Origin of the sequence: Nostoc sp. (assembly GCF_036916655.1) — a bacterium.
Classification (GTDB): Bacteria; Cyanobacteriota; Cyanobacteriia; order Cyanobacteriales; family Nostocaceae; genus Nostoc.
Map to the genome: position 1 here is coordinate 16,382 of NZ_JBALFY010000043.1, position 25,005 is coordinate 41,386.

The following is a 25,005-nucleotide window of genomic DNA, read 5'->3' on the forward strand; positions in this document are numbered from 1 at the left end:
AAAATTTTCACCAGCCTTGATAAATTCAAAAAAGCTGATGTGACTTCAGCACCAACAAATCTAAACCTTATATCTATTCTGAAATAAGGCTTTTTTTATAATTTGCAATAATTACTTTACTAATTCAAAACCTCAGATTTCCTAACATCCAAGCAAAAAGAGATTATCCAGTTTTTTACTTGAATAATTTCTTAATTGATATATAAAAAATCTTGAATTTATTTAAACTACTGTGAATTTATTGATTTACCGTAGTTATGTCTTAATATTGATAAATTACATCTTATCAAAAGATAAGTCAAGAACTTTTTCTGACCGAAGCATTGCCGAGTAATAACTGAGAATCGCCACTCGGCGAGAAATTAGGAATCGCGTACTATAGGAATCCGATTTGATTTCTGAAAAAATCTAAGTATGTGTAGGGTGTGTTATCGCGTAGCGTAACGCACCAAAGCCTTCGGATGGTGCGTTAGCCAGAGGCATAACGCACCCTACGTATATTTCAAAAATCAAATATGAGTCCTATAGAAGGCTTGCCACAATCATCAAAACTTCTCCCAATGGAAGAGGCCAAGAGCGATCGCTGGCTCGAAACTCAGTATGGAGACGAGAAAGCCTAGACCAAACAACGTTCAATTGTTGCTACAACTGATTGAGAAAGAGTATCAAAGTCGTAGCCACCTTCTAAGCCAAACAGAATTTTACGAGTTACACCTAGACAATAATCAGTAAATAAAGCGTAGTCTTCTGGCTGCAAATTTATACTTGCCAAAGGATCTTCCGCATTGGCATCGTAACCAGCACTGACAATTAGTAAATCTGGCTGAAAGTTGGCTAAAAACGGTACTACCTTATTTTCAAATGGTGGCTGATATGCTGTAATATCGCTACCTGGAGGTATAGGCAAGTTGAGGACATTATTGTGAAAGCCCCGTTCTGTAGCTCTCCCCGTACCGGGATAACAAGGATACTGATGTAACGAGCAATAAGCAATTTGGGGATAAATTTCTACAATAGACTGAGTACCATTACCGTGATGTACATCCCAATCGAGGATGGCGACGCGGTTAACTCCGGGTTGTTCGAGGGCAAATAAAGCGGCGATCGCAGCATTAGAAAATAGGCAAAAGCCCATCCCCGCATCACTTTCTGCGTGATGTCCTGGGGGACGCGCTAGTACAAAAGCTGGATTAGCCGACTTTAACACAAGCTCAACTCCATCCAACCATGCACTAACTGCTAACAGTGCCACATCATAACTGCGCGGGGAAACTGGCGTATCTCCATCCAAAGGGCCACCGCCACTAGAGGCGATTTGCCAAAGTTTTTTGATGTAGGCTGGGCTATGCGCTCTAACCAAAGAAGACATCAGTGAAGGCTGTTCGGATGCTGGTGTAGGCGATCGCCAAGTAATTTGATCTGCAAATGTAGCTTCTCTGAGGGCATTTGCGATCGCTATCAAACGTTCTGGTTTTTCAGGATGGTATTTTCCAGTCTTGTGATCTAAAAATTCGTCAGAATAGATGACTGGCAGCATAAAACGAAAAAGTTTAGCAGCAGGGACACTGAAGTTATTGTATCCTCACTGACAAACAGTTTTTCCTTCGCTTTCTGAATTTTGGAAGTCGAGCCTGAAGTAAGCTCGAATTACTCTTTATACGACTCCAAAACACCACTGCGAATCATTAGTTGGGGCCAATACAACACAAAAAATCCCATCCATGTTACTACAGGGATGGAAACGAGAATTGTTAGCCAGATAGTTTTAAATAGTAACCAGCTACCACCAATCAGTGTTACACCTGTGAGAACTATAGACCAGGGCTGACACCACCAAGGTTTGTAGTTCCAAGGACTTATGGGCTTTTGTTCAGACATTGGTTTTATTTAGTAAAACTCCAGATATTGCTTCATGAACAATTATGAATTGTTTTGACAGAATAAGTACAGCTTTGCATAAGTTCGTAACTTTTTTAAACGCAGAGGAACATAGAGGTAAACGCAAAGTACGCAGAGTTTTGCTAAAGTTAATTCGCTATGAATTAATGAAATGTTATACTAAGTTTTGTCAAACTCGATTTTTCCATAGTCAAGTTTGATAATTCGGTCTGCTAAATGAAAGAAGCGATCGTCATGGCTAATCACCAGCACTGTTTTACCTCGCGATCGCAGTTCTGGTAGAAGTTGAGTGTAGAATATTTCCTTGAATACCGGATCTTGATCGGCTGCCCACTCATCAAATAGATAAATTGGTCGATCTTCCAAGTAGGCTGTGAGCAAAGCTAGCCGTTTCCGTTGTCCTTGAGAAAGAGCAGTGGTAGAAAGTTGGCCATTTTCAACTTTTACTTTATGGTCTAGTTGCAGTTGTTTTAAATATTTTTTAGCTTGCTCGTCCAAGTCAGAATTTTTTAATCCTAAAAGTTCTTCAAATAAATAAAAGTCGGAAAATACCACGGAAAAATGCTGGCGATACCATTCTCGATTCTGTTCGCTAATTAGCTCGTCATCAAACAAAATTTCGCCCTTTTCTGGAATATAAAGTCCGGTAATTAGTTTAGCTAATGTAGATTTTCCGCTACCATTACCGCCAACAATGAAGACTAATTCTTGAGGATGCAGTGTCAAATCTATGGGGCCAAAAATAAAGCTATTGTCTTCTTTATCTGTATAGTAAATGTGAGTAACACTTTTAAATTTTAACCTGTGCCAGTCAGATTTCAGGGCAGGCGGAACAGTGGATATTTCCGTTCGACTTGCTAGAGATAAACCCAGGGATTCGATTTTCTGTAAAGCAATGCTGGCTTTGCTTAATAGAGGAAGTTTGCTGATGATGTTATCCATTGGTAACACCAAGTAAGTGAAGGTCAAAATGTAACCAGAGAGAGTTTCGGGATTGATGGTAAGTATATTAGGCAGCACAAACAGTACAAAACCGAGGGCAAAAAAGAATATGAGTTGACCCCAGCTGGAAGTTATGGCAAAAAGGGTTAGACCGTGAACGTTGTGATGACGGAACTCGTTAGCAGTTGATTGCAGTTTTTCTGCTAAAAAGTCTTCACGCCGCTTGTAATTTAGTTTGAGTTCCTTGACTCCTTCGGTAATGGTGCGAAAATGTTTAAATAGATGATCTTCATCTTCACGAGCTAGGGTCAGCAATTGCCCGCCTCGGTTGAGTAGCCACTGACAACTAGCGATCGCAACTACTGAAATTCCACAAACCATCAGCAATACTAACCAAGAAAGCCAGGTTATATACGTTATACAACCCAGGACGATTGCTAAATTAATAAAAATGAAAGGCATCTGATAAACAGCATCAGCAACCGCCTGAATATCTTCTGTGAGAGTTGCCAATAATCGAGGATTCCCTAAGCGTTCCAGATGACTCAACTCGGAAGCTAGAATCTGACGACTTAAACGCATCCGTAATTGCAAGACTGCATTTTGAGAAAGACGAACTAGCATCACTTGAGAAATGATACTGGTAATTAGTGCAACTATTGCCAGCCCCGCAAAACCCCAAATTATCGATGTGAGGCGGGAAGCACTACCACTACTAGCAGTATGGCTAATTAAGGCAATCAAGCCAGCACTACTACCGCCACTCAAGAATCCCGTAGCGATCGCGATCGCCACCATCCCCCACGAAGAACGCAAAAGAAAGTAAATCAAATTCATGACAGAGGCCTATACCCAGTTGGATACAACAAAAAATGAAAATCTCTCTTTTTATGTCCCATGCGCGATTTCCATAATTGTTGTTTGCCAACCAATTAAATTTGCATTGCTAGGGGAGATTTTACATTTTACCAGTTAAACACCCTCTTCAAATATCACGATGAATCAGACAGAAGGCAATATTGGGCAATTTATAAGAAGAATTCAGAACTCAGGAGTCAGAATTCAGTATGAATTCTGAACGAGTGGGTAATAATGAATATTGGTTAAAAGCGAGTGGAATAGTGGGCGAAAAAAAATTAAAATATTCTCGCCTGAAAACTCTATCCCTTTATGGGTGGAGTTTTCTGAATTCTGTTAGCGCAGCGGGGCGTAGCCCATTCTGAATTCTGACTCCTGTTTTATTTTATAATCGCTAGAAATTTGCTTTGAGCAAAAATACATTCCTAATCCCTTCTGCCTCTTGCCTTTCTTTGGTAAGCTAGTTGGAATTACAGCTAATTATGTCAATAAACTGTCAAATTACCTGCTCAGTTTTCCAGGGTGAAATTTGCAATGACTGTAAATCTAAAGTCTTCAGAGAAACAAATTAATGTCGCGGTCGATTCCAAAACCGCTCCTGTCAATCAAGGAACCCGCTACGTTCCTTCGCACCATCGACGTATTCTGTGCATCTTTCCTAAATACAGCCGCTCCTTTGGTACTTTTCATCATGCTTACCCACTGATGGGTAAAGTTCGGGCTTTTATGCCACCCCAAGGTATTTTAATTGTGGCTGCCTACTTACCTAAACAATGGGAAGTGCGCTTTATTGATGAGAACGTCAAATCAGCAACGAGGGCTGATTATCAATGGGCTGATGTGGTGATTGTGAGTGGAATGCATATCCAGAAACCACAGATTAATCAAATTAATGAACTTGCCCATCGAGCCGGGAAAATCACCGTTGTGGGTGGGCCTTCGGTATCTGGGTGTCCAGAATATTATCCTGAATTTGACATTTTAAATTTGGGTGAATTGGGAGATGGAAGCGATCGCCTGATCGAATATCTAGACCAAAATCTGGAACGTCCCCAACAGCAAATTCGCTTTGAAACCAAGGAACGTCTACCCTTAACAGAGTTCCCAACTCCAGCTTATCATTTGCTGAATATCAATGATTATTTTTTGGCAAATGTCCAGTTTTCTAGTGGTTGCCCTTATCACTGCGAGTTTTGTGATATTCCCGAACTCTATGGCAACAGTCCCCGAATGAAAACACCAGAGCAAGTAGTCGCAGAGTTAGACGCAATGCGACAATCTGGCAATTTGGGAGCAGTGTATTTTGTCGATGATAACTTTGTTGGCGATCGCCGCGCCGCGATGAAGTTACTTCCTCACCTGATTGACTGGCAAAAACGCAATGGCTACCCCATCCAGTTTGCTTGTGAAGCAACACTCAACTTAGCTCAAAGTCCAAAATTGCTGGAAATGATGCGCGAAGCCTATTTTTGCACAATTTTTTGCGGCATCGAAACACCAGAACCAAATGCCCTCCATGCGATTTCCAAAGACCAAAATCTGAGTATGCCCATCTTAAAAGCAATTCAGGTTTTAAATAGCTATGGCATGGAAGTAGTTTCAGGAATCATCATCGGGTTAGATACAGATACGGCAGAAACGGCAGACCGAATTATCGAATTTATTCGGGCATCGCAAATTCCCATGTTGACAATTAACCTACTTCATGCTTTGCCTAGAACTCCATTATGGCGGAGATTAGAAGCAGAAGGACGACTCGTTTTTGATGAAAGCCGCGAATCAAATGTTGAGTTTTTGATGCCCTACGAGCAAGTTGTTGAGATGTGGCGGCGCTGTATCACAACTGCTTATGAGCCAGAATTTTTATATGAGCGGTTCGCCTACAACATGGAACACACCTATCCAAACCGCATCAAAATTCCTAACAGCGCGTCTCGCGCTTCTATGGCTAATATTCGCAAGGGTTTAACTTATTTCAGCAATATTTTGCTGCGGGTAGGCTTATTTAGTAACTATCGTCAGACTTTCTGGAAAATGGCCAAGCCAGCACTAAAAGCAGGTAATATTGAAAACTTGATTCACGTTGGACTTGTTGGGCATCATTTAATTAAGTTTGCCCAAGATTGCGCCAAAAATGAAGAATCGGCTTCGTTCTATTCCCAAAAAATTCTCACCAAAGTTCGTAGCTAATGACACGGCGGCATCGGTGGAATCCGGGCGATCGCTCCGGCTCTGAGCAGTTCTGGGCGCTTGGCGTAGGGAAGCAAACCATCTGGCTTGGCGTGATATTGACTAGCACAGTCAAGTATGGCAATTGCTGTCTTCTCTACACGTTCAGCATCAGCAGGCAGATCGCCGAATAAGTAGGTGTGTTTGTTAGGAGAGACGAAAGCAATTGCACAAGCCCGATCGCAAACACCCATACATTCAACGGGTTGAATCGAGAACTCATCTTGCAATACCCAATCATAATATAGGGTTTGTAATTTCTCTAGCAGTCGTTCACCGTCGCTTTTCGCAACATCCTGTTTTGTCTGATGACTACTTCCACAGATTGTGCAGACAAATATAATGTGTTGTTGATTCATAGATAAATTGCAGGGTTCAATTTCTCATCCTGTGTCTATAAAAATTCATGTCGAACACTCAATGTATCCGACATGAATTTTAGGCAATCAGCCTGTTTGGTTATTGGTGAAGAAACTCAGGGCAAATGTATTTACAACCGAATGGCACTAAGTTAAGCTGAAGGGTAGGCGGCGTAAGGATTGCAGAGGGGCAGAGGTGCAGGGGGGCAGAGGGGAATTTCTAAATATCCGAACGCAATAATACCTAAAATTTCTCCTTTCTCCCCTGCTCCTCCGCTCCTCTGCACCCCTGCTGCCTCAACGATTTTCCCTTTTCTTAGTGCCATTCTAGTTACAACCGAATGGTCGATACTGACTTACGAAACACTACGCTTCCAAGTCAATCCGGTGCGCGGAGTCTGCCTGTGTCGCAGCCACAGTCCCAGCAGCAAACCAATTACCACAATTCCGGTGAAATAAGTCAGTGAAATCAACCGGACAGCCATCGGCGGAGCGACACCTTCAACTGGAATATTCTCTGCAACTTGGAATGGCTGAAATTGCTCTTTTGCGTTTGCTTGCGGCGCGACCTCGACAACAACGCTATGGGGGGCACCGTCAAAAAATTCCTGCTCCCACACCAATTTTCCGTTGCTGTCTGGAGTCCCCTCATAAGCAAACGCCACCCAATTATTTTCGAGTTGGGTGGTTGTTACCTTCAACACTACATCTGTCACAGGTTGGCTGGTTTTAGGATCGCTGACGCTGATCTGCAATTTGGCAGGTTGACCCACCGTTGCACTTTTGTCACCCGATAATTGCATATAAAGTCCTTGAGACTGCAATTTGGTGGGTTTAGCAGAGGATGGAACTTCTTCTCCCATACCTGGCATTGACATCGGATGGTGCGATTCGGCAAATTCAGCGCTGATGTTGACCCAGAGGAGTGCAGCGATCGCTACTACAATCAATCCACTCAACAACAATCGCACCTGTTGCGGGGCAATTTCTCCCGGTTGAATCGGTTGTCTGCCCCCAATCACCCAACCTCCTAGTAGTCCAACTGCCAGCAAAATCACAACCAGGATGCCAAAGTAGCGAAACTTTAAGGGATTTTCAGGCAGCGTCAGTGTCAGAGTTTGCTGAATCGGCTCAAACGCATTGGCAACAAGCGGAGTAACTGCTACTAGGAGTTGATACGTTCCCCGGATCGGCAGGGTTTGTTGAACCTGCAACTGCCCTGTTGGGGCATTGCCCTCAATATCCAGCAACTTTGTCCCTTCGACGATCGGAAAATCTGTTGTGAACCAAGGATTTTTAGGAGGGGTGAACAATTGCAAGTGGATTTTGGCATCCTTTAAAGATTGCCCTTGAGCATCTACGGCTTGCAGCATCAGCTGCACTGGCGGATTGTAGTGCCCCGATCCCAACACTGTAGTGGCTTCAGCCTCAAGAGGTCGAACCTGATTAATCGGTGGATTAGTTGTTAGCCGCACCGATGGTTGAGGAGATTGGGCAAGTCCGATCCAACCATACAGGATAATTGCGATCGCGCAAATCGCACCGATCGGCTTAGACCACTTAAATAAGGTCATTTGATTTCTTCACTCCTGCTAATCATTGACTCAATCAACTAATGGCAACTCACCATCAGGGTGTGGTGACGCAGAGTATGAGTCGTGTCATGGATAGCGGGGTATGTAGTGAAATAAATTGTCCACAGAGTCAAAGAACACAGTGCAATATAGAGCGCAGATTGTACAGGCACTGATAGTACTTGACTGGTGACTTGTTGCTGAATCGAACTAGAAGATTGAACTGTCATTTTGTACCTCGCAGATAAAACGATATTAATGGTTGATTCGGTAGGCATTCTGACTTCTACAGCCAGCAGTGAACGGTAAATGACTGAAAACAGATGAATAAGACTCTGTATGAGCCGTCTTAGCATACTGAGCCAGCTATTTCGTTGTCATTCATGAAAATTACTTATATTGACATCGACGTAAGGTTTAGTAAAACCTATCTAAATGACAAAGGTATTGCAATCTTATGTCAAAAGTATGACTAACTGGACAACTGCACTCAGAAAGAATTCCCTAGACAAGCCAATTAGGGATTAGCAAAAAAATTTAGGACTGCGATCGCATCTGCTGCCCTTTAGGTTTTATCCTAAAGAAGTATTAAGTAGAACCTCCGAACTATGAAGGAAATATACCTGTGAAGAAAACTTTATTTCTCAGTCCTCCTTCCTTTGATGGGTTTGATGGTGGCGCAGGTTCTCGATACCAAGCCAAGCGCGAGATTACCTCTTTCTGGTATCCGACATGGCTGGCACAACCCGCAGCCCTTGTACCTGGTAGCAAGCTGATTGATGCACCCCCACACGAGCAAACAGTAGAAGATGTCATCAAAATTGCTCAAGATTACGAGCTAATTATCATGCACACCAGCACGCCTTCACTGGCTAATGATGTGAAGTGTGCCGAGACAATCAAAGCTCAAAACCCTAATGTCCAAATTGGCCTGATTGGAGCGCACGTAGCAGTCTTACCAGAACAGACGTTGCTGGAAAACCCAATCATTGACTTTGTGTGTCGTCACGAATTCGACTATACCTGCAAAGAAATCGCCGAGGGCAAATCTTGGGAAGAAATCACAGGTTTAAGTTACCGCGATCGCCAGGGTAATATACGTCATAATGAAGACCGCCCCTTGATTCACGATTGGGATTCCATGCCCAGTGTCTTGCCGATTTATCACCGTGATTTAGATATTACTAAATACTTTATTGGCTACTTACTGCATCCATACATTTCCTTTTACACTGGGCGGGGTTGTCCAGCAAAATGTACCTTCTGCCTTTGGCCACAAACAATTGGCGGACATTTATACCGCACTAAAAGCCCCGGAGCAGTTGGGCGCGAGATGGAAGAAGCCAAAGCCATCTTTGGCGACAAGGTGCGAGAATATATGTTTGACGACGATACTTTTACTATAGACAAACAGCGTGCGATCGCAATTAGTGAACATCTGCGGCGACTCAAACTGACTTGGAGTTGTAACGCTCGCGCAAATCTCGACTATGACACCCTGAAAAAACTACGCGATAATGGCTTACGCCTACTTTTAGTCGGATTTGAATCTGGCAATCAGCAAATTTTAGATGGGATTAAGAAAGGAATCAAGTTAGAAGTAGCGCGGAAGTTTATGGAAAATTGTCATAAACTTGGCATTACCGTACACGGCACATTTATCATTGGTTTACCCGACGAAACGCCACAAACAATAGAAGAAACAGTCCGGTTTGCTTGCGAGATTAGTCCGCATACAATTCAGGTTTCGATTGCCGCTCCCTATCCTGGAACAGAACTTTATCGTCAAGCACAAGAAAATAATTGGTTTAGCAACACTTCCTTAGTTGCTAGTTCAGGAATTCAAATGTCTACACTGCAATATCCAAATCTCTCCAGTGCTGAGATTGAAGATGCAGTTGAGAAGATGTATCGAAAGTTCTACTTCCGTCCCAGAGCGATTATCCCAATTGTTGGCGAAATGCTCACCGATCCTCAAATGTTAGTGCGCCGCTTGCGTGAAGGACGGGAATTTTTCTCATACTTAAAAGACCGTCGCACCCAAGCAACTGCGAAAGCAGAATCAGTAGTTATTGGTTAGTCAATTCGCCAACAGTCTCATAGAATTGCCTGCGGCACACTGCGTATAGCTTGCTTCTTTGCAGGAGTACGCGGCTACACAGGCATTGTCCGTCTCCGCGGACTAAAGTCAAATTAAGGGTTTGAAACCCAGGATCGGTAGCTTTTGTTTGTATAGACGCGGTTTCTAACCGCCCGTTTAACTTAAAAATTCAAAACTTATGCCAGCACAGCGTTTCGCCATCATCAACGGTGATGACTTTGGTTTATCTGAAGGAGTTAATCAAGCAATTATCAAAGCACACAAAGAAGGAGTGCTAACTAGTACCAGCCTGATGGTGAGCGCTGATGCTGCAAAAGAGGCTGTCACTTTGGCAAAGACCAATCCAAATCTAGCTGTTGGACTACATCTTGTGTTGATATGTGGACGTTCTGTCTTACCACCAGAGCAAATTCCCCATTTAGTTGACAAACAAGGTAACTTTTCCAACAGTCCATTTTTCGCCGGGTTGCGCTATCAATTTGTCAAGGAAGCCCGTCAAGAACTGCGGCAAGAAATTCGCGCCCAGTTAGAAAAATACCGTTCTACTGGTTTGTCTCTTTCTCATGTGGATGGACATTTGCATTTGCATGTCCATCCGGTTGTCTTGCGTATTTTGGTTGACTTAGCACCAGAATTTGATATTAAAGTAATTCGTCTTCCTAGTGAGGAACTAGGAATGACCTTGAGAGTTAATCGCAGTCATCTATTGACAAAGCTAGTTTGGTCAGGAGTATTTGGCAGACTACGTCGCTATGGTGAGAAGCTGCTAGAATCCCAAGGTATTAGTTTTACTCAAAGAGTTTACGGTTTATTGCAAACTAGTGGCATTACAGAGGAATATTTACTTGCGTTGATACCCCAAATTCAGGCAAACTTGGTGGAGATTTACTCTCACCCAGCGATGTCTAGGTTGGGCAACTCTTGGAGAGGCTACGCCAACGTCAACGCAATTCACGACGATTCTTTAAATGAAGAACTAGTGGCAGGTGAAGCAGAACTTGCTGCATTGTTAAGTAGTAAGGTACGCGAAGCGCTCGTGAGTAATGGCTTTGAAATTACCAACCACAATTTCCTATCCGAACGCACCATCTCAGGGAACTCCAAGAAATAAATTATCCAATTTCCTATATTGTGGGGTGGGCATCTTGCCTGCCCACCCCACAAGATTTAATGGATATTTTTTTATTTTTCAGTGCCTAAATTTGATTTTCCAAAATCTTTAATTAATGATAATTAATCCTAAAACTATCTGTACTTGATTCAGATAGTTTCGGAAATAATTAAGCCAGCTAAAAATATTTCGTGAAAATTTAAAAGTAAAATTTCTCTAAAGTAATCACTTTGTCATCCCAATTTCATTTAACCTACATAAAAAAATCTTAAATTTATCGGCAAGGAATCTAGAAAATGCTAATATTAGCCGCCTGCTAATCAATATTTATGTTTGTATCTACCTTCTTAACAAATATTCACCTGCTTTTCATTGATTTATTACTAGTTTTATGCTTCTCATCGATCTTGTTTTATTGCTATGCAATTTATGCAGCAATCACTTTTTTTGCTGCTCCCCAGCCAATTGATCTAGATTTCCATCCACCTGTGAGTATCCTCAAACCCATTTGTGGACTAGATAGTGATACTTATAAAAACCTAGCCTCCTTTTGTCAGCAGGACTATCCAGAATATCAAATCATCTTTGCAGTTCAAAACTCTCAAGACCCTTGCATAGAGGTTATAGATAAAATCATCCACAATTTTTCAGATTTGGATATTTTGCTGATTGTAAGCGATCGCGTCATTGGTACAAACCTCAAAGTTAGCAACTTGGCCAATGCCGTAGACAAAGCTAAATACGAAATTCTAGTCCTTGCTGATAGCGACATCCGAGTTGGAAGAGACTATTTGCAAAGAGTTGTCCAACCGTTACAAGACGAAAGCGTGGGTGTAGTTACTTGTATGTATCGCTCCTCAGCTAAAGGATGGATATCGACATTAGAGGCTATTATTACTACGACTGAGTTTCATGCTGGAGTTTTTGTCAGTCATCTGAAGGAAAACGGTGTAAAATATGCTTTTGGTTCCACTATTGTCATCCCGAAAAAAGTACTAAAAGCCATTGGTGGATTTGAAGCGATCGCTGATTATCTGGCAGATGATTTCCAACTTGGCTATCTACCTGTACAAGCCGGTTACAAAGTTGTGCTTTCCGACTACATAGTTGAACATGTACAGATAAGCAACAACTTAGTTGATGCTCTCAGGCGACAGATTCGTTGGGCGCGTGGTAAACGAGTTTCTCGTCCTTGGGGTTATCTAGGACTAATTTTTACCTATGGTGTTGTCACCAGTTTGCTGCTGCTGATTGCTACTGGTGGTTCAATAGTAGGATGGTTAGGACTATGTATTTGTTGGGCAACAAGATTACTGATGGCTTGGATCGTTGGTACTATTAGTTTGAAAGATCCAATAGTCAAAAAATTTCTGTGGCTCGTTCCTGGGTGCGACTTATTAAGCTTTGTTATTTGGTGTTTTGGTTTTATTGGCAACACTATAGAGTGGCGTGGGCAGCAACTCAAGCTAACTAAAAATGGAAAGCTATTATTACAAGAAGATAAAAATTATCAATTATCAATTAAGGTTTTGACTAGTTAGTTATAGCAGTTCCCATTCAGATGTGCATATCGCGATGTGTAGGGGCACGGCAATGCCGTACCCTTACGAATGTACTCACGCGCATTCATCCCACACTCCGTCTAATGAGGCGTGGGACTTCTGCTATTAGAGTTAAAAATCGAAGGTTGTACGAAGCACACCCACATACTGCGTATCATTTCTACTATCATTTCCTGGGTTGAGAATCACCCAAAAACCAGGAGTCACTGAAATGTTATCGTTCAGACGATAACGATAAAATGCTTCGATATGATAAGCGTTGTTTCGTTCTTGACGGACATCACTGTTAGAGACATGGGGTGGTATACCAAAGAGAATTCCTGGCAGATTGCCTCTACCACCCACATCGGGAAAGGACACACCAATCGCCCCAAACCAGACATTGGCATTGTCACCATTGTTCACAAATAGAGAATCTGTTCCACCCCTACCATTAGAAATATCACTCAAACCAGAACTCTTGGCATTTGCCCAAATATATCCACCCCAAGCGTGGACTTGGAAATTCGGGGAGAAGCGATAGTATCCCTGTGTGCCGACAATATCGTTGGAAGTAGCAATGTTGTTGCCAAAGGGGGCGTTTGACAAGACGCTACCCGTCCCAGCAGAGAGATCGATTACTCCAGCAGGGCTATAGCCATGAGAGTAGGCAATACCGATTGCTCCTTGCTTACCATAATAGGCTAAGTGCGCTAGGGCATTGTAGCCGCCATCAAACAACCCGTTGCTCCCCGATGGCACATTGGGACTGTTTGCTAAATAGCCCAAAGTGAGAACCAAGTCTTTGGTGATGTTCCAGTTAGCGGCTGCACCACCGCCACCTCGCCGGAATAAGGGACTATATGATCCAAATAATGAGGGAACCCCATTACCATCATCAGCAATTGTGGGGGGAGTGACGGTGGTTGAAATGTCGGTGTAACCAATGCCTGTAGGCCCAACAACGAAGTTAAGAGAATCACTGACTGGGAAGTAATAACGGATGTGGGGGACAAAAAGTGTCTCGTTGCTGTCATAATCAAAGTTGAGGCGTGTCATCCCTGTGCCTGTAGCTGCGGCAATTTGGCTTGCACCATTGGAATTCGCAAAGTTGCCAAATTCTAACCGGACTCGCAATAAATCTTTGCCAGTAAAACTGCTCTCAAAGTTGAGACGACCCCGATTTGAAAAGTAGAGATGGGATTGATCGCGTACCCCACCGACTCTATTACCAAAGGTATCACTAATGGCGGTAATAATTTGAGCATTCAGCTTGGTAGTGGTGGAAAATTGCTGTTTCTCTAGGGTTGCTGTTCGTGCTTCTAGCGTATCCACTCGTCCGCGCAGAGTTGTCAATTCTGTGGCAAAGTCTTGCTGCAACTTTTGCAGCACTGCCAAATCTTGCTTATTAACTAAATCGCTAGTAGCTGTGGCAATTAACTCATTAATCCGATCCAAACAAGCATTTAAACCTGCGGCAAACTCATAACGGGTTAAGGCGCGGTTTCCGCGATAGGTAGAATTGGGATAACCTGCAATACAGCCGTAGCGTTCCACCAGTGATTGCAATGCACCAAATGCCCAATCGGTTGGTTGTACATCAGAAAACTGAGAAACAGAATTGACTTGTCCTTGCAAATTTCTATTCGTATCGGCTGCCTTAGAGTTATCTTCTGGAGGTGCTGCCCAAACTGCTGGAATTGCCAAAAATAGGAGAAAAAAACTATAAAAAAGAGTTTTGATCATTGATTTATTAGTTGAAGATGGTTGAATTTTGACTTGGTAACGTAAGAGATTACACTCGAATCAAAGCTTTCAAATTACGAGCTAATCTATATATTTTGAGCCAAGGTTTTAGGTCACTTAAAGCAATGCTATGACTTTTTGCTCTTTGCTGCTTCTAATAGCTGCTTCTATAATTCGCATTACATTAATTCCGTCTTCGGCGGTAACAGCAATTGGCTGATTATTAACAATAGATTTATATACGGCATCGTAATAGCCTAAATAGCTACCTTGTGAACTTTTGACTTTTTCTCGAATTATTTTGGTGTCTTTTTCTGTATGCAGCAAGCCATATTCACTTTCCGGCTCTGTATACCAATCAAGTGTGTTGGGCTTCATCCCTGCTACTAAATACTCTTCTTGCTTATCGGATCTGCTTTTAAGAAAAGAACCCTTCGTGCCATGTATGATATAGGCTGGCGCAGGTTCACGCACAAGGAAGCTTGCTTTTAATTTGACGCGCAGTTTGTCGTAGTATAGTATCAACTCAAAATAATCATCTACCTGCGATCGCACCCTAGTGATGCGGATGTCTGCAAAAATCGCATCAGGCATCCCAAATAAATGCAAAGCTTGGTCTATTAAGTGCGGCCCTAAATTATTTAATGTTCCTGCCCCCGGACTTGGAGCTTCTACGTGTTGTTTATGGCTGAGGGTTGGTTTATATCTTTGAAATTGAAATTCTGCTTCAATAATATCACCTAGTAAACCTGCTTGGACAATTTTTTTGACTGTTTTAAAATCACTATCCCACCTCCGGTTTTGATATACAGATAATTTTTTACCCTGTTTTTGTGCCAATTCTTTCAGGTTTTGGGCTTCTGCTACTGTTGTAGTAAATGCTTTTTCTACCACTACATTTTTATCTGCCAGCAATGCCTGTTTAGCATAATCGTAATGGGTATAGGTGGGTGTATTTACGACCACCAAGATTACTCGATCGTCTGCTAGTAATGCTTCTAAAGAAGGATAGCTTTTGACATCGGGATAATGTTCTTGTATCAGCTTTTTGCTTCTTTCCCAAGAACCGGCTAATTTAAATCCGGGATGCAAATCAATAAACGGCGCATGAAATACCATGCCGGATAAACCAGAAGAACAAAGAGCCGTATTGATAGTTTCCATCTTTTTCGTGATTGACTGAAGCGAGAGTTTGTATTTAGTTGTTGTCTGATATTTGTTTCGTGGATATACGATCGCAGGAGAGAGCAAGGGGAGAGAAAATACCTCTCCTCCTCTACAATTTACGAACTACGAATTACGAATTACGAATTACGAATTACATATCTTCTAACTCAATTCCTTTAGTTTCTTTAATAAAGAAGAGAATGAAAAAGAATGAGGTAGCTGCTGCAATTGTATAGAGTCCATAGGCAGAACCTAGACCGAAATATTGCAGTATGGGAGGAAATGTTGTGGAAATCACGAAATTCGCAACCCATTGTATGGCAGCAGCAATCGAAAGTGCGGCGGCTCGAATTTTGTTATTAAACATTTCTCCCAACAATACCCAAACCACTGGCCCCCAAGAGAAGCCGAAGCAAAATACATAGAGGTTGGCTGCAATCAGAGCCAGAGTCCCGGCGCTGCCGGTGAGATTGGGGTTCCCAGCAGCATCGAGGGGAGCATTGCCAAAAAGATAAGCCATCGTCCCCAAGGTCAAGGTCATGCCAATCGACCCTACTATAAGTAAGGGCTTGCGACCAAATCGATCCACGAAGGCGATCGCAATCAGTGTTGTAATAATGTTGACGGCTCCTGTAATCACCGTGATTGATAGGGAATCTTTTTCGGAAAATCCGACAGCCCGCCACAAAACGCTGCTGTAGTAGAAAATTACATTAATCCCAACAAATTGCTGTAATACAGATAAGCCTATTCCTATCCAAACAATGGGGAGGAGTCCGCCACTTCTGCTTAAGAGGTCAGAAAATTTGGGTTGGCGTTCGCGAAGCACTGTCTGGCGAATTTCTTCGATTTTTGGCAGTACGTCACCCCCTAAAATCTTGGTCAGAACGTTAACAGCTTCAGATTCTCGTCCTTTGGCAACCAAATAACGGGGAGATTCAGGAATTGTTAAAGCTACCATTCCGTAGAATACTGCTGGTGGGACTGCTGTCCAAAACATCCAGCGCCAAGCTGCAACCCCAAACAAAAATGGCGAGTCTGCTGAACCTGCTGACGTAGCGATAAAGTAGTCGCTCAATAAGGCGACGAAAATTCCCACTACGATCGCTAATTGTTGCAGAGATCCTAATCTTCCTCGTAAATGAGTGGGAGAACATTCGGCAATGTAAGCTGGCGCGATGACGCTAGCAACGCCGATGCCAATCCCACCCAATACTCGCCAAAAGATAAAATCCCAGATTGTGAAGGCAAACCCAGAGCCAATAGCACTGATAGTAAACAACGCCGAAGCGACCACCATTGCGTTGACTCGACCATAACGGTCTGCAATCTGTCCAGCAAAGAAGGCTCCTACGGCAGAACCTAGTAAGGCTAGGGACACTGCCAGCCCTGTCACCCAACTACTGGTGTTAAAAGCTTTTGCTAGAGATAAAACCGCGCCGTTAATTACAGCAGTGTCAAAACCGAACAGAAAGCCGCCGAGTGCCGCAGCCCCAGCAATCAAAATCACATAAAAGGTGTTGGATTTGCGACGAATAGTAGTAGATGACATAGTTTATATATTGGGAATTGGGTATAGGAGGCGGAGGGGCAGAGGGGCAGAGGGGCAGAGGGGCAGAGGGGCGGAGGGGCGGAGGGGCGGAGGGGCAGAGGGGCGGAGGGGCAGAGGGGCGGAGGGGCGGAGGGGCAGAGGGGCGGAGGGGCAGAGGGGAAAGACTTACTGCAACTTCTCCTCTGCTCCCCTGCTCCCCTGCCTCTTTTTTATCGTCTAGAACGTCTGCGTAACCGATCGATCATTACTGCCAAAATAATTACTAGTCCTTTGACGACTAGTTGCCAGAAGTAAGATAGGTTCAACAAGGTTAAACCGTTGTTGAGAATCGCAATAATCAATGCACCTAGAAGTGTGCCGCCAATAGTACCAATACCACCTGTAAAGCTGGTTCCACCTAGAATAACAGCTGCGATCGCATCTAATTCATAACCTTGACCTAATACGCCACTGGCACTATAAAGACGGCTGGCGCTCATGATTCCTCCTAAGCCTGCCAGTAATCCGCTAATACCATAGACGAATAACAACACCCGATTAACTTTAATCCCAGTTAATCTCGCTGCCCGTTCGTTACCACCGACAGCATATATCTGCACTCCTAAAACAGTTTGCCGCAGCACAAACCAGCTAGCAATTACAGTCAGTAGCGCAATGATTACTAGCCACGGCAGAGGGCCGACATAACTATTACCCACCCAAGCAAAATTTATGTCCCGGTTAATCAGGGTTGTCCCCTTGGCAATCAAGAAGCCCACACCCCGTAAGGCGGTAAGTGAACCCAAGGTGACAATAAAAGGTGGTACATCCAAGAAGGTAATCAGCGCACCGTTGAGTAAGCCTAATAGCAATCCTGCCAACAACGCCGCAGGTACGGCCGCCCAACTTAAAGCCGGCAGTAGCGATACTAGCAACGCAACTACAGCAGAAACAGCTAAGATTGACCCAACAGAAAGGTCAATACCGCCGGTGAGAATTACAAAGGTCATTCCTGTTGCCAGCACAATATTGATTGATGCCTGACGCAAGATATTGACGATGTTACCGCCGGTGAGGAAGTTGGGAGAAAGGAATGCAAATAAGATGCAGATAATTACTAGAATTGGCAAAATACCCGCAACTTCCAAGAGAGTGCTGATTGATTTCCGGTTGCGGGATGCGGGATTGTTGGCTGATTTATTGATAGGCGGTCTGACTGTCTGACTCATGATGCTAATACCTCCGATGCTCCTGTTGCGTAGTGCATAATCTTTTCTTGGGTGATTTCTTTGCCAAGACTGCCATCCAGTTCGCCTACCAGCTGTCCTTCTCGCATCACTAAGACGCGATCGCTCATGCCGACAATCTCCGATAGTTCGCTGGAAACCATTAAAATAGCAACCCCTTGTGCTGCTAATTCGCTCATAATTCGGTAAATTTCACTTTTAGCACCGATATCTACGCCGCGTGTCGGCTCATCTAACATCAACACTCTCGGTTTAATGGCTAACCAACGCGCTAGCAGTAGTTTTTGCTGATTACCACCAGAAAGATCCAATGCTCTAATTTCCAAATTGGCTAGGCGGATATTAAAGTTTTCCACTGCATCTGTTGATAGCCGATTCACCGAAGCCCAGTTAACAATTCCAGCCCTGGCATCCTGTTTGAGTGTGTTGATGGCAATATTCTTGCGGGCGCTCATTTCCAGAAATAAACCTTGGTCTTTGCGGTCTTCAGGGACGTAGCCAATTCCGGCGGCGATCGCATCACTGGGCGTATTAATTTCCAGTTTTTGGCCGTTCAAAAATACTTCACCGCTAGCCTTACGGTCAGCACCAAAAATCAGCCGGGATAGTTCTGTGCGTCCAGCACCAACCAACCCAGCTAAACCGAGAATTTCTCCAGCATGAAGTTCAAAACTAGTCGGCTCAATCTTATGACGCGCATCGCTCATATTTCTGACTGACAGCACAACGGGGCCAGGATTCATTTGCCGTTGATGTTCGTAAAAGTCTTGCATGGAGCGACCGACCATCATTTGCACCAATCGCTGGGGAGAAATTTCGCTGCGTGTCAAACTGCCAATATACTGACCATCACGCAACACGCTAATCCGGTCAGCTAGGGCATAGATTTCTTCCATGCGATGGCTGATGTAAATAATCGCAATGCCATCACGCCGCAGTTTGCGAATGACCTCAAATAAATGGTCACTCTCGCGGTCAGACAATGCTGCTGTTGGTTCATCCATCACCAAAACGCGGCTTTTATCCTTCAGCGCCCTGGCAATTTCCACTTGCTGCTGTTCGGCGATGGACAAAGTACCAACTATAGTCTGCGCGGTAAAATTAGCTCCCAGACTTTCCAACACTTCCTCTGCTTCTAGTTGCATCGCTTTGCGGTCTAAAAGCTGACCTCGCCGCAACTCGCTACCCATAAACATATTTTCGGTAACGGTTAAATTCGGTGCAACATTCAGTTCTTGATAAATCAGATTAATACCCGATTTGCGTGCTGTCGCCGGATCGGTAATTTTCAAGGGTTGACCATTGATGCGAATTTCTCCTTCGTCGGCAATGTAAGCCCCTGCCAGGATTTTCATCAATGTACTTTTGCCTGCTCCGTTTTCACCCATGAGGGCGTGAACTTCTCCTGGGTAAATGGTGAGATTAACATTTTGGAGCGCAGATACACCATGAAATCGTTTTGTAATCCCTTGCATTTCTAACACTGGGGTGCTAGTTGGTGTATCAGAAAGTGAGGTTTCAATATTTGTTGTCATGAGCAAAACCTGTAAAAACTATTCAAAATTCGCGATGGTGAATTAGAAATTAATAAATTCATATTTGATCGATCGCAAAATCATTTTTTAAAAGCTGACTAGGAGTTGTAAAGAGATATTTTCATCCTTTGTTGTTAACGTTAGTTCATAGAGATTGTTGGGAAAGTCTAAGTGCTATAAATAGACACTAAGACTTTCCACTGATGCACATACATAGCGGTTATCAATTGGGTGCAGCAGAGTTTTAACCTCTTTCTAAACCCATCTTTCTATTAAACAAAAGACAGGAACAAAGATGAGGTTTGGTATTAATTTAATTGAAAACCGCCAGACATTCTAAGTAAGTGCAAAAACTTTACAAATGCACCAAAAGATTGATATCAAAAGACATAATTTTCAATTGCAAATTCACAATTTCTATTACTTCCAGCCTTTTTCTGTGCTGACGTTATCTTTTGTGATCAACTTAACTGGTATTAGGATGGTTGAATTACTTGGTTTTTTCCCATTTAAGATGTCGTTGCCAACTTGAACTGCTTTTTCGGCCATCCCTCGCGGATTTTGAGTAGCAGTTGCCGCATATATACCATCTTTAGCTGCGATCGCAGTTATTGCTTCTGGCGCACCATCAACCCCGACAATAAAGAAATCTTTACGTTGTGCTTGGTTAGCTGCTAGTTCTGCACCAACTCCACTCGGATCGTTGATGGCAAAAACTGCATCAATCTTGGGAAAGGTTGTCAGCAAATCAGTCATAACTCTGAGTCCTCCATCCCGACTACCCTCTGCATTTTGGTTTTTGGAGAGGATTTTGATATCGGGATATTTAGACAATACGTTCTCGCAGCCAGTAACTCGCTGAATCACCGAGTCCACCGGCGGCCCGTTAACTATGACAACATTGCCTTTACCCTTGAGGCGGTCAGCAATATACTTGCAACTAACTTCTCCAGCTTGGACATTATTAGTCGTAATGGTGGCATCTACACCTCCTTCCGCACCTGTATCTACTGCAATAACAATTCTACCTGCTTGTTTAGCTTTTTCAATTGCTGGTTTAATGCCACTTTTATCAGCAGCATTGACGATAATGATGTCAGTATTGGAAGCCGTGAAATTCTCAATTTGATTAGCTTGTTGGTTGAGGTCATAGGCACTGGAAACTACGGTAACATTGACATCCTTACCGCCGATTTTCTTCGCTTCGGCCTCAGTTGCTTGTCCCATGAGGACGAAGAAGGGATTACTTAAATCACCAACGGTAAAGGCAACTGATTTTAATTTTCCATTGCCAGTGGCAGTTTGAGTCTCTGCACTGGTATTGGTAGCAGGTTTGGTTTCAGGGTTAGTAGCTGTGTTGCCATCGGGAGAAGCATTTGTACAGCCGACAAGACTACCACTCATGATACCTAGTAAGCTAGCTGCGATTACGCGAAGCGTAACACCAGAGGTGAACGCAATCTTTTTCACATTCATATATTTCCTAGAAGTCATTTTTACTTACACCAAATTTGAAAACGATGTATTAAAAAAACAGGGTCAAATACTGTAATCTTCCTGTATCAAGTCTTTTTCCGTATCTTGTAATTACGAATTACGAATTACCAGCCTTTGTAGCTGCTAAGATTCTCTCTAGTAACCAAGTTGACTGGAATCAGAATATTCGGTGACTCAGGTTTTTTACCCTGAATGATATCGTTGCCAATCTGAACCGCTTTTTGAGCCATCCCTGCGGGATTTTGAGCAGCAGTTGCAGCAAACACACCATCCTTATCTTCCATTGCTTTGGTTGCATCTGGCGATCCATCAACCCCAACAATAAAAAATTCTTTACGTTTTGCTTGTCTAGCTGCTAAATCTGCGCCGACACCGCTTTGATCGTTGGTGGCAAAAACGGCATCAATTTTGGGAAAGGTTGTCAGCAAATCACTCATGACTCTCAATCCTCCATCCCTTGTCCCTTCGGCATTTTGGTCTTTAGAGATGAGTTTAATATTCGGATATTTGGACAATGATTTCTCACAGCCACTCACTCGCTGATTGATTGAGTCCATCGGCGTACCGTTGAGGATGACTACACTACCTTGACCTTTGAGGCGATCGGCAATATATTGACAAGCAACCTCACCAGCTTGGGTATTGTTGGAACTAATCATTGCATCTACATCTGCATCAACGGCTGAATCTACTGCAATCACAACCCTACCTGCAAGCCTTGCTTGGTCAATTACGGGTTTAACTCCTTTTTTATCAACAGCGCTAAGAATAATTAAATCAGTCTTCGCAGCGGTAAAATTTTCGATTTGGTTGCTTTGTTGGTTCAGATCAAAAGCACTGGAAACCGAATTAACTCTGATATTACCCCCGATTTTTTGGGCTTCTGTCTCAGCCCCCTTCTGCACTGCATTATAGAAGGGATTGCCTAAGTCACCCAAAGCAACACCGATTGTTTGCAATTTTTTATTTGGATTACTAAGACTCTCTGCACTTATATTAGTAGCCTTGTTAGTATTATTAGTAGCAGTGTCGCTATTTTGAGCGCCATTTGTGCAACCAACAACCGCAAAACCTAATATACCAACTATCAGCGCAATTCTCTTCATATTCATCTATTTCTAACAACGTATTTAAATTTGAGAAAAGTCAGCAATAAATCTGTAGAGTCATCACAATATATAGGTCTGAAAACTTTAGACCTGGTTAGTGATGTTACTAGCTTTTGGAATTTCAACTCCAAAGGTCTTCTAATTTCAATACACTTGGGTTAAGGGCTACTGGCAACATTTTTGGGTTTTCGAGACGCGATAAATCGCCGTCTCTACAAGTGTTTTGTTGCTCATTCTGAACTGGATTGATTCTAATCTGACACAATTGGAGTTATTACTATTAGTTTCACGAAACCAGATGTTTTGTTTTTAAAGCAAAGCTATGAATATTACACTACTTCAAATAATCACATTATTTTTTGGTGAAATTAATTCAGTAGTGCGTACTCTGAAAACAGCTTTTACGTGAAACTTTCAAAAATTAGTTTTATTAAACTTGTAAATCTTTGTTTTGACTTGTTTCATTTTATATGCATCCAGTGAAAAAATTAATTTTCTTTATTGAACTTCACAAACAAAAAAGAGTTGAAATCTCTCTACATAACCTAAATTATTCATTGCAAAGTATCTACATAAATTTGCCTATTCAACATTTTTTCAATATTAAAGTTTTTAACATTTCTCAATCAATCTCCTTCAGGAAAGATATTGTTATAGTGGGGGGAATTTTGACTATGAGTGCCAGATTTTGAGAAATGTAAATATCTTTTAGTTAGATTTTTTAAATTAACTCAAATCTGCTTGGCAAGCATATTTATTTGTTATCAAACAGAATTCAGGAGTCAGGAGTCAGAATTCAGTTGGATATTCTGTATGACTGGTGGATTCAGAATTCAGTTGGATATTCTGTATGACTGGTGGATAGCGCAGCGTAAAGGCTGCGGCATGGCTTTTCTACGAGACGCTACCGCGAACGCTTAGAGCGAGTATTTTCGAGTCGCATCAAGATTGCTGACTCCTGAATTCTTCTTCAAGCAGCTTAAAACTTTAACGTTGCTGGTAAATATTTAGCCACCAAATCTTCATAGTATGGTTTTAATTTCTGCCAATCAGGAGGAATAGGGTTTTTTGAATACAAATCGTAGGGATTAAATAACTTCACCCATTTAAACATTTCTTGATCGTGTTTATCCATCAAATGTTCATAAGCATTTTCACGATGTTGAGGATAAAATGAGTGATAGCGAAGCATATACAATGCAGGTTCGGGCAAATAGTTTTTCATCATCTGATAAAAATACTCATCGTGGCCCCATGATATATGTACATTACTCAATCCACAGTTAGGCTCATAAATGCCATATTTAGTGTTGTAATCGGGGTTCTGATAATCAGGGTTTTCTTTAAAGAATTCTGAGAAAACAATTTTATCAGAAAATGCACAACCTACAGGATAAGTATCGCCAACGGTAGCCCATTGAGGCTCACCAAACAGACAAAGTACTTTCCCCATATCGTGAAAAAAGCCAGTAAGTACCATCCAGTCAGGATGACCATCGGCGCGAATGGCTTCTGATGTTTGCAATAGATGCTGTAATTGATCCATGTCTGTATCAGGATCGGAATCATCAACCAATTGATTCAAAAAATCGACCGCATCCCAAACAGACATTTCTTTTTTATCAAACTTCAAAAATTCTTTTTCTTTTTGAAGTACAAAATCATAAGTTTGATTAATATGATTTAACCGATAAAACTCTTTTACCGTATCTCTAATAGTCGCTTCGTAATTTCTGTACTCTTCAGTGGTTTTACCTTCTTTAACTATGTTTTCTGGATCGGGATAGCGATTCAGTAAGTCTTCTTCCCATTCTTCTAAGGAATGTAAGGGATTTTTTTGAGCTTGAGCAACTACATGATTTAGAGTTTGCGACATATTTTCCTACTTGCTGATTTGTTAAATAATACTTTTACATTCATTTTTATGCACAGGTGTGCATAAATTTTGTTAGACTTATTCTTTAATTTTTGCACACGTGTGCAAAATGTGTGTTAAGTTTCTTTTCGTCTTTGGATACCTGTGTATGATTGACTGGGGGTAGAAGCGTACAAATGTCTCTATGTTGATTTTTGAAAATGGTTATGATTATTAGTTTATACACACGTGTGCATAAACCTTTTTAAATATAAGTTTATCTTTTGTCTTACACACCTGTGCATAAACTATGTTAATTTTTTTGAATTCAGCCAAGGGAATCGTTAATTATTTTATTAATTGTATGGCAGTAGAATACTTGACAAGATTAGCCAACTCTTGCAGTTGGTTTATCGCTTCTGCACCTTCCAACTTCATTAATTCGCGATCGTCCCACAATTCCATCCAAGTAATTCCGTAATCAGAGACTAAAAATCGAATCAGGTGCTTTTCTCTGAGGCTAACCATAAATGAAGCACTCTTCATTTGGTCGCCGCATGTATAACATGACGCAGTGTAACCACGCCGCTCAAGTATAATTGTCAAGGCTTGCAGGCTCATTACCAAGTCTTGAACGAATTCTCGATGTTGTTGTGCTAATCTTAAAAACACTAGTTTTCTCCTACCACTTTAAGCTCTGTGGT

General features: G+C 42.3%; 20 protein-coding genes. 4 read left to right on the forward strand and 16 right to left on the reverse strand.

Features of this window, described 5'->3' with window-relative positions; all coding sequences use genetic code 11:
• Positions 1–616 precede the first annotated feature (616 nt).
• The 3 genes from V7L31_RS11595 to V7L31_RS11605 all read right to left on the reverse strand — a co-directional run bounded on the left by V7L31_RS11595 (position 617) and on the right by V7L31_RS11605 (position 3,678).
• Positions 617–1,537, reverse strand: coding sequence for a histone deacetylase family protein (locus tag V7L31_RS11595; RefSeq protein ID WP_334696354.1), 921 nt, complete (start codon positions 1,535–1,537; stop codon positions 617–619).
• Between the two features lie 110 nt (positions 1,538–1,647).
• The gene (locus V7L31_RS11600; protein WP_334696355.1) at positions 1,648–1,878 is read right to left on the reverse strand and encodes a DUF6737 family protein; all 231 of its coding nucleotides are present in this window, start codon (positions 1,876–1,878) and stop codon (positions 1,648–1,650) included.
• Between the two features lie 180 nt (positions 1,879–2,058).
• Complete coding sequence (locus V7L31_RS11605) at positions 2,059–3,678, reverse strand: cyclic peptide export ABC transporter (protein ID WP_334696356.1); 1,620 nt, start codon at positions 3,676–3,678, stop codon at positions 2,059–2,061.
• Between the two features lie 555 nt (positions 3,679–4,233).
• Here V7L31_RS11605 and V7L31_RS11610 point away from each other — a divergent pair.
• Positions 4,234–5,889, forward strand: coding sequence for a B12-binding domain-containing radical SAM protein (locus V7L31_RS11610; RefSeq protein WP_334696357.1), 1,656 nt, complete (start codon positions 4,234–4,236; stop codon positions 5,887–5,889).
• On the opposite strand, the gene V7L31_RS11615 is transcribed toward V7L31_RS11610, so the two are convergent.
• From V7L31_RS11615 to V7L31_RS11630, 4 genes are all read right to left on the reverse strand, one after another.
• Positions 5,886–6,287 (reverse strand): DUF1636 domain-containing protein, encoded by a 402-nt coding sequence (locus tag V7L31_RS11615; protein ID WP_334696358.1) that lies wholly within the window; start codon positions 6,285–6,287, stop codon positions 5,886–5,888. The two genes, V7L31_RS11610 and V7L31_RS11615, sit on opposite strands and share 4 nt — an antisense overlap.
• Before the next feature lie 152 nt (positions 6,288–6,439).
• On the reverse strand, positions 6,440–6,613 hold the full coding sequence (locus V7L31_RS11620; protein ID WP_334696359.1) for a hypothetical protein: 174 nt from the start codon (positions 6,611–6,613) through the stop codon (positions 6,440–6,442).
• Positions 6,614–6,643: 30 nt separating this feature from the next.
• Positions 6,644–7,861: a hypothetical protein gene (locus V7L31_RS11625; protein ID WP_334696360.1), complete on the reverse strand. Its 1,218-nt coding sequence runs from the start codon at positions 7,859–7,861 to the stop codon at positions 6,644–6,646.
• 38 nt (positions 7,862–7,899) lie between these two features.
• Complete coding sequence (locus V7L31_RS11630; RefSeq protein ID WP_292801525.1) at positions 7,900–8,091, reverse strand: CbtB-domain containing protein; 192 nt, start codon at positions 8,089–8,091, stop codon at positions 7,900–7,902.
• Positions 8,092–8,486: 395 nt separating this feature from the next.
• Between V7L31_RS11630 and hpnJ the strand changes: the two genes are divergently transcribed.
• From hpnJ to hpnI, 3 genes are all read left to right on the forward strand, one after another.
• Complete coding sequence (gene hpnJ / locus V7L31_RS11635) at positions 8,487–9,941, forward strand: hopanoid biosynthesis associated radical SAM protein HpnJ (RefSeq protein ID WP_334696361.1); 1,455 nt, start codon at positions 8,487–8,489, stop codon at positions 9,939–9,941.
• A gap of 199 nt (positions 9,942–10,140) precedes the next feature.
• Positions 10,141–11,073, forward strand: coding sequence for a hopanoid biosynthesis-associated protein HpnK (hpnK, locus tag V7L31_RS11640; protein WP_334696362.1), 933 nt, complete (start codon positions 10,141–10,143; stop codon positions 11,071–11,073).
• Positions 11,074–11,402: 329 nt separating this feature from the next.
• Positions 11,403–12,614, forward strand: coding sequence for a bacteriohopanetetrol glucosamine biosynthesis glycosyltransferase HpnI (hpnI, locus tag V7L31_RS11645; RefSeq protein ID WP_334696363.1), 1,212 nt, complete (start codon positions 11,403–11,405; stop codon positions 12,612–12,614).
• Between the two features lie 132 nt (positions 12,615–12,746).
• Here hpnI and V7L31_RS11650 read toward each other — a convergent pair whose 3' ends face one another.
• The 9 genes from V7L31_RS11650 to V7L31_RS11690 form a co-directional block, all read right to left on the reverse strand.
• Positions 12,747–14,360: an iron uptake porin gene (locus V7L31_RS11650; RefSeq protein WP_334696364.1), complete on the reverse strand. Its 1,614-nt coding sequence runs from the start codon at positions 14,358–14,360 to the stop codon at positions 12,747–12,749.
• Between the two features lie 117 nt (positions 14,361–14,477).
• Entirely contained in the window at positions 14,478–15,524 is a 1,047-nt protein-coding gene (locus V7L31_RS11655) for a Gfo/Idh/MocA family oxidoreductase (RefSeq protein ID WP_334696365.1), read from the reverse strand.
• Between the two features lie 154 nt (positions 15,525–15,678).
• The gene (locus V7L31_RS11660) at positions 15,679–17,079 is read right to left on the reverse strand and encodes a sugar porter family MFS transporter (protein ID WP_334696366.1); all 1,401 of its coding nucleotides are present in this window, start codon (positions 17,077–17,079) and stop codon (positions 15,679–15,681) included.
• Positions 17,080–17,288: 209 nt separating this feature from the next.
• Positions 17,289–18,287: an ABC transporter permease subunit gene (locus tag V7L31_RS11665; RefSeq protein ID WP_334696367.1), complete on the reverse strand. Its 999-nt coding sequence runs from the start codon at positions 18,285–18,287 to the stop codon at positions 17,289–17,291.
• The gene (locus V7L31_RS11670) at positions 18,284–19,840 is read right to left on the reverse strand and encodes a sugar ABC transporter ATP-binding protein (RefSeq protein WP_334696368.1); all 1,557 of its coding nucleotides are present in this window, start codon (positions 19,838–19,840) and stop codon (positions 18,284–18,286) included. Before V7L31_RS11670 ends, V7L31_RS11665 begins: the two co-directional genes overlap by 4 nt.
• Before the next feature lie 420 nt (positions 19,841–20,260).
• Positions 20,261–21,316, reverse strand: a complete 1,056-nt coding sequence (locus tag V7L31_RS11675; protein WP_334696401.1) for an ABC transporter substrate-binding protein — start codon at positions 21,314–21,316, stop codon at positions 20,261–20,263.
• A 125-nt stretch (positions 21,317–21,441) separates the two neighbouring features.
• A complete protein-coding gene (locus V7L31_RS11680; RefSeq protein WP_334696369.1) occupies positions 21,442–22,443 on the reverse strand; it encodes an ABC transporter substrate-binding protein in 1,002 nt (333 codons plus the stop codon).
• A gap of 982 nt (positions 22,444–23,425) precedes the next feature.
• Positions 23,426–24,322 carry an inositol oxygenase family protein gene (locus V7L31_RS11685; protein ID WP_334696370.1) on the reverse strand — a complete coding sequence of 299 codons (897 nt, stop codon included), beginning with the start codon at positions 24,320–24,322 and terminating at the stop codon, positions 23,426–23,428.
• Between the two features lie 327 nt (positions 24,323–24,649).
• The gene (locus V7L31_RS11690; RefSeq protein ID WP_334696371.1) at positions 24,650–24,973 is read right to left on the reverse strand and encodes a DUF1815 family protein; all 324 of its coding nucleotides are present in this window, start codon (positions 24,971–24,973) and stop codon (positions 24,650–24,652) included.
• Positions 24,974–25,005: the final 32 nt, after the last annotated feature.

Bases quoted from the DNA above. Each gene is read 5' to 3' on its own strand.
- V7L31_RS11670 (WP_334696368.1), bottom strand. From the start codon at position 19,840: ATGACAACAAATATTGAAACCTCACTTTCTGATACACCAACTAGCACC.
- V7L31_RS11600 (WP_334696355.1), bottom strand. From the start codon at position 1,878: ATGTCTGAACAAAAGCCCATAAGTCCTTGGAACTACAAACCTTGGTGG.
- V7L31_RS11665 (WP_334696367.1), bottom strand. From the start codon at position 18,287: ATGAGTCAGACAGTCAGACCGCCTATCAATAAATCAGCCAACAATCCC.
- V7L31_RS11610 (WP_334696357.1), top strand. From the start codon at position 4,234: ATGACTGTAAATCTAAAGTCTTCAGAGAAACAAATTAATGTCGCGGTC.
- V7L31_RS11615 (WP_334696358.1), bottom strand. From the start codon at position 6,287: ATGAATCAACAACACATTATATTTGTCTGCACAATCTGTGGAAGTAGT.
- V7L31_RS11625 (WP_334696360.1), bottom strand. From the start codon at position 7,861: ATGACCTTATTTAAGTGGTCTAAGCCGATCGGTGCGATTTGCGCGATC.
- V7L31_RS11660 (WP_334696366.1), bottom strand. From the start codon at position 17,079: ATGTCATCTACTACTATTCGTCGCAAATCCAACACCTTTTATGTGATT.
- V7L31_RS11655 (WP_334696365.1), bottom strand. From the start codon at position 15,524: ATGGAAACTATCAATACGGCTCTTTGTTCTTCTGGTTTATCCGGCATG.
- V7L31_RS11630 (WP_292801525.1), bottom strand. From the start codon at position 8,091: ATGACAGTTCAATCTTCTAGTTCGATTCAGCAACAAGTCACCAGTCAA.
- V7L31_RS11685 (WP_334696370.1), bottom strand. From the start codon at position 24,322: ATGTCGCAAACTCTAAATCATGTAGTTGCTCAAGCTCAAAAAAATCCC.
- V7L31_RS11675 (WP_334696401.1), bottom strand. From the start codon at position 21,316: ATGAATGTGAAAAAGATTGCGTTCACCTCTGGTGTTACGCTTCGCGTA.
- V7L31_RS11605 (WP_334696356.1), bottom strand. From the start codon at position 3,678: ATGAATTTGATTTACTTTCTTTTGCGTTCTTCGTGGGGGATGGTGGCG.
- hpnK (WP_334696362.1), top strand. From the start codon at position 10,141: ATGCCAGCACAGCGTTTCGCCATCATCAACGGTGATGACTTTGGTTTA.
- hpnI (WP_334696363.1), top strand. From the start codon at position 11,403: ATGTTTGTATCTACCTTCTTAACAAATATTCACCTGCTTTTCATTGAT.
- V7L31_RS11620 (WP_334696359.1), bottom strand. From the start codon at position 6,613: ATGGCACTAAGAAAAGGGAAAATCGTTGAGGCAGCAGGGGTGCAGAGG.
- V7L31_RS11650 (WP_334696364.1), bottom strand. From the start codon at position 14,360: ATGATCAAAACTCTTTTTTATAGTTTTTTTCTCCTATTTTTGGCAATT.
- V7L31_RS11680 (WP_334696369.1), bottom strand. From the start codon at position 22,443: ATGAAGAGAATTGCGCTGATAGTTGGTATATTAGGTTTTGCGGTTGTT.
- V7L31_RS11595 (WP_334696354.1), bottom strand. From the start codon at position 1,537: ATGCTGCCAGTCATCTATTCTGACGAATTTTTAGATCACAAGACTGGA.